General features: G+C 67.3%; 12 protein-coding genes. 6 read left to right on the top strand and 6 right to left on the bottom strand.

What is annotated here, in order from left to right:
- Positions 1-8 precede the first annotated feature (8 nt).
- The 3 genes from J6U32_RS22595 to J6U32_RS22585 all read right to left on the bottom strand — a co-directional run bounded on the left by J6U32_RS22595 (position 9) and on the right by J6U32_RS22585 (position 3,568).
- The gene (locus tag J6U32_RS22595) at positions 9-800 is read right to left on the bottom strand and encodes a hypothetical protein (protein ID WP_208792219.1); all 792 of its coding nucleotides are present in this window, start codon (positions 798-800) and stop codon (positions 9-11) included.
- Between the two features lie 103 nt (positions 801-903).
- The gene (locus tag J6U32_RS22590; RefSeq protein WP_208792218.1) at positions 904-2,022 is read right to left on the bottom strand and encodes an NDMA-dependent alcohol dehydrogenase; all 1,119 of its coding nucleotides are present in this window, start codon (positions 2,020-2,022) and stop codon (positions 904-906) included.
- A gap of 49 nt (positions 2,023-2,071) precedes the next feature.
- On the bottom strand, positions 2,072-3,568 hold the full coding sequence (locus J6U32_RS22585) for an aldehyde dehydrogenase family protein (RefSeq protein WP_208792217.1): 1,497 nt from the start codon (positions 3,566-3,568) through the stop codon (positions 2,072-2,074).
- 233 nt (positions 3,569-3,801) lie between these two features.
- Here J6U32_RS22585 and J6U32_RS22580 point away from each other — a divergent pair, with 233 nt between their 5' ends.
- Positions 3,802-4,950, top strand: coding sequence for an HPP family protein (locus J6U32_RS22580; protein WP_208792216.1), 1,149 nt, complete (start codon positions 3,802-3,804; stop codon positions 4,948-4,950).
- Between the two features lie 33 nt (positions 4,951-4,983).
- Here J6U32_RS22580 and J6U32_RS22575 read toward each other — a convergent pair whose 3' ends face one another.
- From J6U32_RS22575 to J6U32_RS22565, 3 genes are all read right to left on the bottom strand, one after another.
- Entirely contained in the window at positions 4,984-6,645 is a 1,662-nt protein-coding gene (locus tag J6U32_RS22575) for a sigma-54-dependent Fis family transcriptional regulator (RefSeq protein WP_208792215.1), read from the bottom strand.
- A 76-nt stretch (positions 6,646-6,721) separates the two neighbouring features.
- Complete coding sequence (locus J6U32_RS22570; RefSeq protein WP_208792214.1) at positions 6,722-7,369, bottom strand: Pr6Pr family membrane protein; 648 nt, start codon at positions 7,367-7,369, stop codon at positions 6,722-6,724.
- Positions 7,370-7,398: 29 nt separating this feature from the next.
- A complete protein-coding gene (locus J6U32_RS22565) occupies positions 7,399-9,090 on the bottom strand; it encodes a serine/threonine-protein kinase (protein ID WP_208792213.1) in 1,692 nt (563 codons plus the stop codon).
- A 166-nt stretch (positions 9,091-9,256) separates the two neighbouring features.
- Here J6U32_RS22565 and J6U32_RS22560 point away from each other — a divergent pair, with 166 nt between their 5' ends.
- The 5 genes from J6U32_RS22560 (at position 9,257) to fusA (ending at position 14,464) form a co-directional block, all read left to right on the top strand.
- Entirely contained in the window at positions 9,257-10,162 is a 906-nt protein-coding gene (locus J6U32_RS22560) for an exodeoxyribonuclease III (RefSeq protein ID WP_208792212.1), read from the top strand.
- Positions 10,159-10,833, top strand: coding sequence for a hypothetical protein (locus tag J6U32_RS22555; protein ID WP_425324085.1), 675 nt, complete (start codon positions 10,159-10,161; stop codon positions 10,831-10,833). The genes J6U32_RS22560 and J6U32_RS22555 overlap by 4 nt, the downstream gene beginning before the upstream one ends.
- Before the next feature lie 528 nt (positions 10,834-11,361).
- Positions 11,362-11,733: a 30S ribosomal protein S12 gene (rpsL, locus tag J6U32_RS22550; protein ID WP_006367844.1), complete on the top strand. Its 372-nt coding sequence runs from the start codon at positions 11,362-11,364 to the stop codon at positions 11,731-11,733.
- Positions 11,734-11,739: 6 nt separating this feature from the next.
- Entirely contained in the window at positions 11,740-12,210 is a 471-nt protein-coding gene (gene rpsG, locus J6U32_RS22545) for a 30S ribosomal protein S7 (protein WP_005199940.1), read from the top strand.
- A 148-nt stretch (positions 12,211-12,358) separates the two neighbouring features.
- Positions 12,359-14,464 carry an elongation factor G gene (gene fusA, locus J6U32_RS22540; protein WP_208792211.1) on the top strand — a complete coding sequence of 702 codons (2,106 nt, stop codon included), beginning with the start codon at positions 12,359-12,361 and terminating at the stop codon, positions 14,462-14,464.
- Positions 14,465-14,496: the final 32 nt, after the last annotated feature.

Genomic DNA, 14,496 nt, shown 5'->3' with positions numbered 1-14,496 from the left:
GACCGGGCTCAGCCCCGCTCGACGTCGAGCAGGTACTCGCGCACCCGCTCGCGGTGGCGGCGAACCCAGCTCACCGCGAAGCGATGCGCCAGAGTCCACCTCAGCGCGGTGATGATCACGGCCATCGCTACGCAGACGAGGAAATCGACGGTGGACAGATCGCGGTCCCATCCGAGACGTCGGGACAGACGCCAGATCGTCACCGGCAGTGCAACGATCAATCCGAAGGCCACCGGATACAGTGTGTAGGGCAGGACCAGCAGGACGAGCCACCGCAGGATGACCTGTTTGAATTGCCTGCGGTGTTCCCATCGCCAGCGCAGCGACCGCAGATGGTAGGGGAACATGATTCCCACCAGGCTCGTCATGGCCAACGCTCCGAGGGGAACGACGGCGACGGCGAGGACCACCTCGGTGGTGAACACCCAACTGCGGTTACCCACCAGCGAGATGATGATCGCGAGCGTCGCGCACGCCGGTCCGACCAGAAGCCACAACCCGAGGGCCTTGGAGCGCAACAGTTCGGCGAAGGCACGCGGGTCGTCGAGGCTCGACAACACCCGCTCGCGGTCGGGAGCGAGCACGTTGGTGGCGCACACGTCGGCGTACATCCAGCCGGCGAGTGCGTACGGAAGGCCCTCGGGGCCGGTGAAGGTGAAGAACCAGGTTCGCGGGAGCGCGAACCACAGGACGAACACCATCGCCGAGTTGAAGGCGAGCATCAGCAAGGTGTCGGTCGGATTGGTCCGGATTCTCCCGAGCTCGGCGCGCACCGCGGCGAGTGTTCCCGGACTGATCACGCGATCAGCGTACCCACGTCTCGGCGATCACCGACATGGAACGACCCGGACGCACCAGCGGGGGCGTGGTGCGTCCGGGTCGGGTCGATGGACGTCGAATTGCTCAGCTGTCGTGGATGATCACTCCGCGAATGTTCTTGCCGTCGCGAAGATCCTGGTAGCCCTCGTTGACCTGATCAAGCGTGTAGGTGGTGGTGATCAGTTCGTCGAGTTTGAGCTGACCGGCGTCGTAGAGGCGCAGCAGTTTGACGATGTCGTACTGCGGGTTGGCCGAGCCGAACAGAGTTCCCTTGATGGTCTTCTGATTCAGCGTCAGGTCGGTGCCGGAGACGTGCACGGTCAGCTTGGTGGGGTCGGCCAGTCCGGTGATGACCACCGTGCCGCCCTTGCCGATGACCGCGGTCGCACTCGAGACGACCTGTTCGTCGACGGTGCCGACGAGGATCAGAGCCTGATCGGCGCCCTGGCCCCAGGTCAGCTCATTGACCTTGGCCGCGGCCTCCTCGGCGTCGGCGAAGGCATGCGTCGCCCCGAACTTGATGGCCGTATCCCGCTTCAGCGCAACCGGATCGACGACGACGACATACTTGGCGCCGGCCGAGACCGCACCCTGCACGGCGTTGATGCCCAGGCCGCCGATGCCGTAGATGACGACGGTGTCGCCGGCGCGTACCCCGCCCGCGTAGACCGAGGTGCCCCAGCCCGACGGGACGCCGCAGCCGACGAGGACCGCCTTCTCCAACGGCAGCCAGTCGTCGACCTTGACCACCGAGTGCTGGCTGATGGTGGCCCGCTCGGAGAAGGTGCCGAGCATGCACATCGCACCGAAATCATCCTTGCCGGAATGGAATCGGAACGATCCGTCGGGCATGGAGCCCTCCAGGATGGTGGCGCCCATGTCGCAGAGGTTCTGCCGGCCGGTCGAACAGTAGCGGCAGGTGCCGCAGTTCGGGATGAAGCTGCAGACCACGTGGTCGCCGACCTTGACCTTGGTGACACCGGGGCCGACCGCCTCGATGATGCCCGAACCCTCGTGACCGCCCACGATCGGATAGCGCGGCGGTAGGTCGCCATCGGTCAGGTGCAGGTCGGAATGGCACAGTCCCGCGGCGGTGTACTTGATGAGTACCTCACCCTCGCGGGGCTCATCGAGGTCGAGTTCGACGAGTTCGAAGGGCTTGCCCGGGCCGGTGAGGACGGCGGCCTTGGTGGTGATGGTCATCGACTACTCCTATGTGAGTGATGAAATTGATGGGGAGGGAAAGCTGTTGTCAGAGAGCGACGTTGACGGCCTTGGTCTGCGTGTACAGATCGATCGCCGAGCCGCCGAGCTCGCGGCCCCACCCGGACTGCTTGTAGCCGCCGAACGGCATCGCGGTGTCGAAGCCGTTGTACTGGTTCACCCACACCGAGCCGGCTTTGATCGCCCGGGCGGTCTTGTGGGCCTTGGACAGGTCCTGGGTCCAGATCCCGGCGGCCAGACCGTAGATGGAATCGTTGGCCGCCGCGGCAACGCCGGTGTCGGCGTCGAAGGGCAGGGCGGCGACGACGGGGCCGAAGATCTCCTCGCGCACGATCGAGAAGTCCGGTTCGACGTCGACGAAGACGGTCGGCTCGATGAAGAAACCCTCATTGCCCCAACGCTTTCCGCCGGTCAGGGCGCGAGCTCCGTCGGCGAGACCGGCCGCGAGATATCCGGAGACGCGATCGAACTGCTCCTGGCTGACCAGCGGTCCGAGCTCGGTGGTGGGGTCCAGACCCGGTCCGATCTTGGCCTGCGAGGCGGCCTCGGCAACGGCGGCGGTGAAGTCGTCGAAGATGGGGCGCTCGACGAACAGGCGGGTACCGGCGACGCAGCATTGGCCGTGATTGAACATCCACGCGGCCACCGACCCGGCGACGGCCTTCTCGAAGTCGGCGTCGGCGAACACGATGTTGGGGCTCTTGCCGCCGAGTTCCAACGATACCTTCTTCAGGTTGCCCTTGGCGGCGTCGACGATCTTCTTGCCGACCTCGGTCGAACCGGTGAAGGCGATCTTGTCGACGTCGTCGTGCGCCGAGAGTGCCGCGCCCGCATCGCCGAAGCCGGTGACGATGTTGACCACGCCGGGCGGGAAGCCCGCCTCCTGGAAGACCTCACCGAGCAGCAGGGCGGTGAGCGGGGTCTGCTCGGCCGGCTTGAGGATCACGGTGTTACCGGCGGCGAGTGCGGGTGCCAGCTTGAACGCCGCCATGAGCAGCGGGAAGTTCCACGGCACGATGAGTCCGCAGACCCCGACCGGCTCGCGCAGCGTGTACGCGTGGAACTCGCCGCCCGGGACGAACGGCATCGACACGTTCACGGTCGAGCCGGTGATCTTGGTGGCCAGACCCGCGTTGTAGCGGAAGATGTCGGCCGACCAGTTGGTGTCGACGGCGGTCGCGATGGTCGCGGCCTTGCCGTTGTCGAGTGCCTCGAGCTGGCCGAATTCCTCGGCGCGTTCGGTGAGGATGTCACCCACCCGCCACAGCAGACGTTCCCGCTCGTTGGGCTTCATCCGGACCCACGCGCCCTCGTCGAACGCGGCACGGGCCGCGCGCACCGCACGGTCGATGTCGGCGGCACCGCCGTGGGCGACGCTGGTGATGGGGCGGGCGGTGGCGGGATCGATGGTCTCGAACGTTTGCCCGGACTCCGCCGACACCCAGTCACCCCCGATCAGCATCTTCTTCTCCGACGAGATGAAATCCCGTATCCGGGGGAGGAGGTCGGTTGCGACGGCGGTCATGAGGTCTCCTGCTCGACTCAGTGGTGAGGAAGGGGCGAACATGGCGGTGTCATCAATGACGATCATTTGTGACGGGGGTCATATTCGGTCCTGCTTCTATTTCTGCCACCGCATGGGTCGAGCGAGATGTACAGAAACTGAACACCGTGCTGTACAGGTGCCGACCTCGGCGCCGGAGAGCCGTTGACCTAGCGTGATGAGGTCACATTCACCTCATCCGGCGGAGGTCGACGATGCTGTCGAGGATCACCGGTGCCCTCGGGCGAGCTGCGCACGGGCTCGGGCCGCCGACCGGCGCGGGTTCGCCGCGTGAGGCGCTGCGCGCAGGGCTCGGATCGTGTCTCGGTCTCGGCGTGCTCGGCGTCGTGATGCTGTCCTCCGGGGTGGATCTGCACCTCGGGATGTATCTCATCGCGCCGTTCGGTGCGACGACGGTGCTCGTGTTCGCCGCGCCCAACAGCCCACTTGCCCAGCCGTGGGCAGTCGTCGTCGGCAGCGTCGTCTCGGCGGTGGTCGGCGTCGGGATCACGCTCGTCGTCGACGAGCCCACGGTACGGGTGGCGTTGGCGGTCGGGGCGGCCGTCGCGGCGATGATCCTGTGTCGGGCAGTGCATCCGCCTGCGGGTGCGGTGGCGATGAGTGCGGCTCTGGCGCCCGACACCGTGCGTGAGCTCGGATTCCGTTTCGCCCTGGCACCGGTCGCCGTCGGCGCCGTGCTGCTGGTGGTGACCGCCGTGGCATTCGGTCGGCTCACCGGGCGTCGCTACCCGTTCCGGCAGTTCGATCCGGTTGCCGACCCCGCCGAACGGGTGGGACTCCGTGAGGACGAACTCGCCGACATCCTGGCGCGCTATCAGCAGTCACTGAACCTCGGGGTCGCCGACCTCGCGCGACTGGTCGGAGCCGCCGAACTGCAGGCGGCCGGGCACGTCACCGGCCCGGTGGAGGTGGCGTCGGTGATGTCCCGGGACCTCGTGACGGTCGCTCCCCGGACCGGGCGCGCGGAACTCGCGCACCTCTTCGGTGAGCACGGATTCACCTCGCTACCGGTCGTCGGCGCCGACGGCGCGTACGAGGGAGTGGTGTTCCAGATCGATCTCATCGAGTCCGGACTCACGCCGACCGCTTCGGTTATGCGCGGCACCCCGGAGGTATTCGCCGCTCAGGAGGTGTGTGCCATCGACATCATGACCACGGATCTGCCGGTGGCACATCGGGATACGCCGATCGCCGCGTTGCTACCCCAGCTCGCCGAACGTGGCTTTGACGCGGTGCCGGTGCTCGACGGGCCGGCCATCGTCGGCATCGTGACCCAGACCGATCTCATCACAGTCCTCGCTCGTCACGCTCTGCACAACGGCGGGAGCGAGATCACCGGGTAGGCCGACGTTCCCGGGAATATGTGGTGTTCTGGCTCAGATCCCGAGCGCCCGCATCCGCGCGTACAGCGTGGTCCGGGAGATCCCGAGTTCCCGGGCGGCCTGAACCTTGTTGTGCGAGCAGCGTTCCAACGCGTCGATGATCGCCTGACGCTCGGCCTGTTCGCGACCGGCGAGATGCGCGGCGCGGCTCGTGGTGCGGTACCGCTCGGGGAGGTCGGCGACCTCGATCGTGCGCGCCGAGCGGGATCGGCAGGTGGCCACCGCCTCGTCGAGCACCGACACCAACTCGGTGAGGTTGCCCAGCCACTCCTGACTGAGCAGGCAGTCGGTGGCCCCGCTCGACAGGGCGGTGTCCGGTGCGAGGTCGGCGACGATGCCACTGGCGATCGCGGCGAGCTCGGTGCTGCGCTGGCGCAGCGGCGGCAGGTCCACCCGACGCGGGCAGTGCCCGATGAGAGCCGCGGCCCCGGCGCCGAGTTGCGCCGGCGGACCGGTCACCACGATCACCGGCGCGGCCGGTGTCGCCCGGCCCGCGGCATGGCGCAGCAGGGTCAGCGACCGGTCGTCGAGGAGTTCGGCGCCGTCGACGACCAGCGCCACCGACTCCGCGCGGCACCGGGCGAGCACCGCTGCGATGTCCGGCGCGGTGCCGTCGATGAGGGCGTCGGCGATGTCGACGACGATCGGTGGTCGGTGACCGCCGCCGAGGTCGGCGGCCAGCGCCCGGGCCGTCGTGCTGCGTCCGGTACCCGGCTCACCGGTGATCGCGATGCCCGCGGCCACCGAGGCCGGGCGGGTGGGGGTGGGGGTCGAGGTGGCTCCGACGGTCAGCGGCCGCAGGTGGAACAGTGCCGCTCCGTGGGTTCCCGCCACCGGTTCGACGAGGATCTCCACGCCGGTCCCGCCGGTCAGGGTCAGCGACAGCGTGGTCGGGTGCAGTGCCGGGTCGGCCACCACGGCCCGCAGCGCGCCGAAGTCGGACGCGCAGAGTAGTTCGGCGGCAAGGGTATTGGTGAGCTGGATGTCGTCACCGATGGCGGCGACGGCGACATCGCGTCGCGGGGCGGCGCGCTGGAATGCGTCGAGCACCCGTCGTTGATGTGAACGGGAGCGATCGAGGAGCCGATCGGCGATGTCGGCGACGATGCCGTTGACGAACGGCACCGCCAACGGGTTGGTGTTGTCGGCGACCTCGGTCATGCACAGACTGCCCACGAGGCGTCGGGTGGCCGGATGGATGATCGGCTGACCGAAGCAGCTGAGTCGCTTGAACTTCTCGAGGTAGTGCTCGGAGCTGTTGACCATCACGCCGCGACGGATCTCGGCGGGCGTGCCGAGCGCGGTGGTGCCGACCGCGGCTTCGCCGAAGGGCACCCCGCTGGCCGCGCCTGCGCCGTCGAGAGCGCGCTCGATGGTGGTGCCGCCGGTGACGCGGGAGACCATGCGGCATTCGTGGTCGACGAGCAGTAGCGACATCTCGCTGCCGACGATCCGCGAGGCGGCGTCGTCGAGGACGGGCCGGGCGGCGTCGAGGAGCGGGTCGGCCGACGAGATGTCGACCGGCGCGGGCAGTACATCTCGGTCGGGGCGGATTCCGGACAACGCCGATCGCCGCCAGGACGCTGCGATGACCTGTCGGCCGGGAGTCCGGTGGCGAGGATCCGGGTGCGCTGCCGATGTTGTGTCGATGGTCACAACGATGGCACATGTCGGGGTGCGCGCGAAAGGCGCCGGTCCGCGCTCGGGAGGTCCGGTGCGGGTGGGGTGTCCGTCACCCGGTGGATTCGGCCGTTCGCCACGGCAGCCGCGTCCCGAGCCAGGACACGGCGAACGCGAGCCCGGCCATCCCGATGACGATGACGATCATCGACATCGTCATGGACAGGTACCCCTGTGTGCGCGGGTCGATGAACGGATACGGATACCAGTCGACGACGGTTCCCCTCGTGAGTGTGTACACGCCGTAGACCAAGGGGATGGCCAGCCAACTCCACCAACTCCACGCGGGTAGGCGGCGCGGTCGCACCATGATCCAGTCGACGAGCAGGACCACCGGCAGCACACGGTGTAGCACCGAGTTGATCCACTCGATGTTCAGGTTCACGTCGATGCCCGAGAGCAGCAGGGCGTAGACGATCCCGGTGATCGCCATGCATGTGGTGGCTGCACCCCTGATCCATTGCCACACAACGGATTCCGGTGCGAATGCGGCACCGATCGTCAACACGCAGACGGCGGCGATGTTCGACAGCACTGTGAAGTAGCTCAGGTAGTTACCAAGGGTGAAACCGTCGACGTCGGCCTGCCGGATGGGCAACAGGATCAACGCCGCCGCACCCAGGGCCGCAAAGCCCAACCGCAGGAGTCGAATCCACCACTGCCGTTCGTCGATCCCGGACGGGACGGAGATTTCCGACATGACGCAATCCTGTCATGCTCCTCGTCCTGTCATGCCCCTCGACGCGAGGTGGTCGGCGAGCCGACGATCGCGGCCACGATCGACACGACGACGCCGACCGCGGCGCTCGCGGCCACCATCCACAGGCCGGGACCGACGGTGGCCGCGTCGAGCCACTGCTGAAACGGCGTCAGCGAGGGATCGGTCGAGGCGACCGCGCGCCACGGGTCGCGGATCGCGCGTGCGGCGAAGAATGCACCGGCCCCGCCTGCGACGACACCGACCAGCGCCGGGAGCGAAGCGGGCGGGCTGAATCGGTGCAGCGCTGGGAGTGAAGCGAGCGGGCTGGGTCGATGCCGTGCGCCGACGATCACCAGTCGGCGTATGCAGAGCGCACCCGCGGCGAGTACGAGTAGCGCCCCGCAGATGACCGTCGGCATGCCCGCTGCGGTGTAGTGCGCGACGGAGAGCGGATCGAAGTCCCCCGCGGCACCACCGTGGTCGACGGTGCCGAGTCCACTGATGGTGTAACTCCGTTGCCGGCCGGTGGTGTCGGTGAACGAGATCGTCGCCCAGCCGAGCAGACTTCCGGCGACCATCGCGACGCCGGCAAGGGCGAGGATCGCGGCGCAGAGCCTGGCGGTGGTTCCGCCGGTGCGTCGTGCGGGAGCCGGCGGCGGGATCGGAGTGGGCGGGGTTGGCGCCTGTGGGATCGGAGTGGGCGGTCGGGGCCGGGCGTCGGTGGCGGGCCGAGTGCGCTGTGGTGGGGTCCCGGGTGGCGGGGTTCGCTGTGGTGGGGTCCCAGGCGGTGGGGTCCGCGGGGGCGGGATTCGCGGTGGTCGAGTGCGCCACTGGGTGTGGGGCACTCGGGGCAGCGTCGTCGTCGTTGGGTCCGGAGACGCGATGGTGTTCGTTGCGGTGCTCGTCGCGGCGAGCGCGGCGGCGAACGATCGGCAGTCGCGGTGGCGGTTCTCGGGGTGTTTGGCCAGTGCGGTGGCGAAGGCCGCGTCGAGCCCGGCGAGGTCGGGATGGGCGAGGCCGAGTGCGGGGGCGGGCCGGGCCAGATGGTCGCGGATCAGGGCGGCGGGCTCGGCCGCGTGGAACGGTGTGGTGCCGGTGAGGAGCTGATAGGCCGTGCACGCCAGGGAGTATTGATCCGAGCGTGCGGTCGCGGCGCCGCCCTCGATGATCTCGGGCGCGCAGTAGGCCAGGGTGCCGATGATGGCGTTGGTCGCGGTCAGTGGTGTGGCATTGCCGTCGGCGAGCTTGGCGATCCCGAAGTCCAGGACGATGACCCGGTCGATCTCCTGTGTTGACGCCGCACGGGTCACGACGATGTTCGCGGGCTTGATGTCGCGGTGCACCACTCCTTGGTTGTGGGCGTGGTCGAGGGCGTCGGCGACGCGGCTCACGATGTGCACGACCTCGTCGGGGGTGAGGTCCGCGGCGCTCAGGTCGGCACCATCGATGTAACTCATCGTGAACCACGGTGTCTCGTCGACGATCCCGAAGTCGTGCACCGTGATGATGCCCGGATGATCCAGGGCGGCGGCGGTGCGGGCCTCGTGGAGGAAGCGTCGAGCGAACTCGTCGTTACCCGCCCCGAGACGCGAGATGACCTTCAGCGCCTGGCGCCGCAACAGGTGTGGATGCTCCACCAGGTAGACCTCGCCCATACCGCCGGCGCCGAGTGGGGCGAGCACGGTGTATCCGGCGAAGGTCGAGCCGACTCGTAATGTCATGGTCTCGCGCCCTTGCTCGGCTGGCGGGTCTGTGATCGACAGGGTCTGTGATCGACGATGACACACCCGACCCTTGGTGGTCACGTCCTCGGTCCTCTGTTCGGCGGATCGGATCTGCGGGGTGGGATGTCGCGAGCGCTCTGTCGGGCGGCGATACCGTGGTCGCATGCGTGTGGCGACCTGGAACGTGAACTCGGTGAAACAGCGGATTCCACGGCTGTTGCCCTGGCTGGATGAGCGGCGTCCCGATGTGGTGTGTCTGCAGGAGACCAAACTCTCCGACGACGTCTTCGACACCGTGCTCGGGCCCGAATTCACCGATCGCGGTTACGAGTTCGCCCACGTCGGGCAGGGGCAGTGGAACGGGGTCGCGATCCTGTCCCGGGTCGGCCTGTCCGAGGCGCGCCGCGGATTCGACGGTGCGCCAGGCTATCCCGACCCCGAGTCGCCGCCCGAGGCGCGTGCGGTGTCGGCGATCTGCGGGGGAGTGCGCGTGTACTCCCTCTATGTGCCCAACGGCCGCGAGCCCGATTCCGATCACTACCGCTACAAGCTCGCGTGGCTCGACCGGCTCCGGGAGGTGGTCGAGCCCGAGGCGGCCGCGACGATGCTGTGCGGCGACATCAACATCGCGCCCGCCGACGCCGATGTGTTCGACCCCAAGGCCTACGAGGGTCACACCCACGTCACCGAACCCGAGCGCGCGGCGCTCGCCGGTCTGGAGGATCTCGGCCTGACCGACGTGGTGCGGACACGGTGGCCGTCCCAACGTGTCTTCAGTTACTGGGACTACCGTGCCGGAATGTTCCACAAGGACCTCGGCATGCGGATCGATCTGATCCTCGCCGGCGCCGACACCGCACCCCGGGTGGCCGCGGCGTGGGTGGACCGCGCCGCGCGCAAGGGATCCAAGCCCAGCGATCACGCACCGGTCATCGTCGACCTCGACGACGCCCCCGACGGCGACATCGGGCCGATGGTTCCGCCGCCGTCCAACCCGGCGCGCCGCGGATCATCGAAGGTGTCGTTGCCCCAGGCCAAGGACGTCGGCCCGGGCCGGGCGTCCTCGTGAGCGACGCCGCGCCCGGTGCCGGTGTGAACGATTCCGGACCCAGTGATACCGGGAACCGTGCGCACGCACAGTGGTACGGCGTCCTCACCGCGCGCCGCGGCGGACCGCTGCCGCCTGCTCGGGCGGCCTCGCGGCTCTCGGCATACGTCTACGGCAACCTCTTGGTGTTGGCGGCGATCGTCCTCGCCTCGGCCGGCGACATCTACGAGGGACATGCTGTGCTGATCGTGCTCGGCACCGGGCTGACCACCTACATCGCGCACGTCTTCGCGGACCTGCTCGCGTGGGCCAACATCCCGGAGGCGCACGAGAGCACGAGCGGCAATCGCGCCGCCGACGGGGTGGATGAGGGCGCCGAGGTGAACGACGGCGCAGCCCAACGCCCCGACCTGCGTCGCGAAATCCTCGACGAGCTGCGCGACGCGGTGCCCATCATGTCGTCGGCGATCTGGCCCGCCATCATCCTGGCCCTCGGATATCACGACCTCATTCCGACGCAGGTCGCCCAGCTGGTGTCCGGCTGCGTCATCGTGATCCGGATCGCCTCGGTCCCGATCGTCACCGAGCGCGTCCGCGGCAATCGACTCGACATGCGCATGCTGATCGCCGGGCTGATCGCCGCCGGGCTCGCCGCGGTCATCGTGATGCTCAAAACCTTTCTCGGCCACTGAGCACCTCCGGTACGCGTCCCGGCGCCGCATGTGTCCGATTTTCTCGCGCGGGAATGTTCGGGCAGGTCAGGCGGTTGACCAACCACGTCCGGTCATCTGCCGATCACTCCGGGTTGCGGTCGTGTTGGCCGTCTGGATCCGATTTTTGACCTGTGTGAACCCCATCGGTAGAGTGGACCGTCGGTGCCTGGCAACAGCCGGGCCAGTCCGCGTGCCCTGCCCACGCCGCCCGAGGTTTACGCCCACGGCGACGAAGGTAGACAGCTCGCATGGGAACTCCCGCCCGTGCGAGGGGTGGCCGGACTGACAAGCGATTCCGCTGTCGGGTGTTTGACACGCCCGACCTCGGGGTAGCAATAACTGTACTGACCAGGGCTTACATCCTGGTGGGGCGAGTTGTGGAGGTCGCCGGAAGTCCGGTCTCGACCGTTTCCGACGACCTGCCCGGAGCACAAACCACGACGACAACACCATCGAGCGCTCCACCTCGTGTGCGGGCGAACGTGCCGACAAAGGAAGAAATACTCAGTGCCAACGATCAATCAGCTGGTCCGCAAGGGCCGTCATGACAAGGCTGCGAAGAAGAAGACCGCAGCGCTCAAGGGAAGCCCGCAGCGTCGCGGCGTGTGCACCCGCGTCTACACCACCACCCCCAAGAAGCCGAACTCCGCGCTGCGCAAGGTTGCCCGTGTGCGCCTGACCAGTGCCGTCGAGGTCACCGCTTACATCCCGGGTGAGGGCCACAACCTGCAGGAGCACTCGATGGTGCTCGTGCGCGGTGGTCGTGTGAAGGACCTCCCCGGTGTGCGTTACCGGATCATCCGCGGCTCGCTCGACACCCAGGGTGTCAAGGACCGCAAGCAGGCCCGCAGCCGTTACGGCGCGAAGAAGGGGAGCTGATAAGCGATGCCACGTAAAGGACCCGCACCCAAGCGCCCGCTGATCAACGATCCCGTCTACGGTTCGCCGCTGGTCACCCAGCTGGTCAACAAGATCCTGCTGGACGGCAAGAAGTCGACCGCCGAGCGCATCGTCTACGGCGCACTCGAGCAAGCCCGCGAGAAGACCGGCACCGACCCGGTGGTCACCCTCAAGCGCGCCCTCGACAACGTCAAGCCGACCCTCGAGGTCAAGAGCCGCCGCGTCGGCGGTGCCACCTACCAGGTGCCGATCGAGGTCAAGCCGAACCGTGCCAACACCCTCGCCCTGCGCTGGCTGGTGACCTTCAGTCGGCAGCGTCGCGAGAAGACCATGGTCGAGCGCCTGGCCAACGAGCTGCTCGACGCCTCCAACGGTCTGGGCGCCTCGGTGAAGCGTCGCGAGGACACCCACAAGATGGCCGAGGCCAACCGGGCGTTCGCGCACTACCGCTGGTAGAAGAACTCAACACCGGGCACTGGCCGCTCGGAGCGCAGCGACGACCGGCCAGTCCACCCGAGCCCGCGAGGGTGGGGGCGAGCGCAGCGAGCCCGGGCTGACAAATGAAGACAGCCTTTAGTCCGAAATCTTTCCCGAAGGGAACTTGATGGCACAGGAAGTGCTCAGCGACCTCAACAAGGTTCGCAACATCGGCATCATGGCCCACATCGATGCCGGCAAGACCACCGCGACCGAGCGAATCCTCTTCTACACCGGTGTGAACTACAAGATCGGTGAGACCCACGACGGCGCCTCGACGACCGACTGGATGGAGCAGGAGAAGGAGCGGGGGATCACCATCACCTCCGCTGCGGTGACCTGTTTCTGGAACAAGAACCAGATCAACATCATCGACACCCCGGGCCACGTCGACTTCACCGTCGAGGTGGAGCGCAGCCTGCGCGTGCTCGACGGTGCGGTCGCCGTGTTCGACGGCAAGGAAGGCGTCGAGCCGCAGTCCGAGCAGGTCTGGCGACAGGCCGAGAAGTACGACGTGCCGCGTATCTGCTTCGTCAACAAGATGGACAAGCTCGGTGCGGACTTCTTCTTCACCGTGCGCACCATCGAGGAGCGCCTCGGTGCCAAGCCGCTCGTCCTGCAGCTGCCGATCGGTGCCGAGGACAACTTCGACGGCGTCGTCGACCTGATCACCCAGAAGGCGATCACCTGGCGCGGCACCGTCGAGATCGGTGCGGAGCCGACCTTCGAGGAGATCCCCGCCGATCTCGTCGATCAGGCCGCCGAGTACCGCGAGAAGCTGCTCGAGACCGTCGCCGAGAGCGACGAGGCGTTGCTGGAGAAGTACTTCGGTGGCGAGGAGCTCTCCGAGGACGAGATCAAGGGCGCGATCCGCAAGCTCACGATCGCCCGCGAGTTCTACCCGGTGATCTGTGGCTCGGCGTTCAAGAACAAGGGCATCCAGCCGATGCTCGACGCCGTCATCGCGTATCTGCCGTCCCCGCTGGACGTGCCGAGCGTCGAGGGCCACGCGGTGGGCAACGAGGAGGAGATCCTCTCTCGCAAGCCCAGCGCCGACGAGCCGTTCTCGGCTCTGGCGTTCAAGATCGCTGCGCACCCGTTCTTCGGCAAGCTGACCTTCGTGCGGGTGTACTCCGGTCACATCAGCGCCGGTACCCAGGTGCTCAATGCCACCAAGGGCAAGAAAGAGCGCATCGGCAAGCTCTTCCAGATGCACGCCAACAAGGAGAACCCGGTCGACGAGGCCTGGGCCGGACACATCTACGCGATGATCGGGCTCAAGGACACCACCACCGGTGACACCCTGTGCGACCCGAACGCACCCATCGTGCTCGAGTCGATGAGCTTCCCGGACCCGGTCATCAACGTCTCCATCGAGCCGAAGACCAAGTCCGACCAGGAGAAGCTCGGCACCGCGATCCAGAAGCTCGCCGAAGAGGACCCGACGTTCTCGGTCCACCTCGACGAGGAGACCGGTCAGACCGTCATCGGCGGTATGGGCGAGCTCCACCTCGACATCCTCGTCGACCGCATGCGTCGTGAGTTCAAGGTCGAGGCAAACGTCGGTAAGCCGCAGGTGGCCTACCGCGAGACGATCCGCAAGACCGTCGAGAAGCACGAGTACACGCACAAGAAGCAGACCGGTGGTTCCGGCCAGTTCGCGAAGGTCATCATCAAGCTCGAGCCCCTCGTGGACGCCGAGGATGGTGCGACCTACGAATTCGAGAACGCCGTGACCGGTGGTCGTGTGCCGCGCGAGTACATCCCTTCGGTGGATGCCGGTGCGCAGGACGCGATGCAGTACGGCGTGCTCGCCGGTTATCCGTTGGTCAACTTGAAGGTCACCCTGCTCGACGGTCAGTACCACGACGTCGACTCCTCGGAAATGGCCTTCAAGATCGCCGGCGCACAGGCTCTCAAGGAGTCTGCGCGGATGGCGAGCCCGGTCATCCTGGAGCCGATCATGGCCGTCGAGGTCACGACTCCGGAGGATTACATGGGTGACGTGATCGGCGACCTGAACTCCCGCCGTGGCCAGATCCAGGCCATGGAGGAGCGCAGCGGTGCCCGTGTCGTCAAGGCGCAGGTTCCGCTGTCGGAGATGTTCGGCTACATCGGCGACCTGCGGTCGCGGACCCAGGGCCGGGCTAACTACTCCATGGTGTTCGACTCGTACGCCGAGGTTCCGGCGAACGTGTCGAAGGAAATCATCGCGAAGGCCACCGGCGAGTAATTCACTCGCTGCGCGGTCTGTCGCGAAGCGCT

It is taken from the genome of Gordonia polyisoprenivorans (genome assembly GCF_017654315.1).
Taxonomy (GTDB): Bacteria; Actinomycetota; Actinomycetes; order Mycobacteriales; family Mycobacteriaceae; genus Gordonia; species Gordonia polyisoprenivorans_A.
This window is presented reverse-complemented; position numbering and strand designations above follow the sequence as displayed.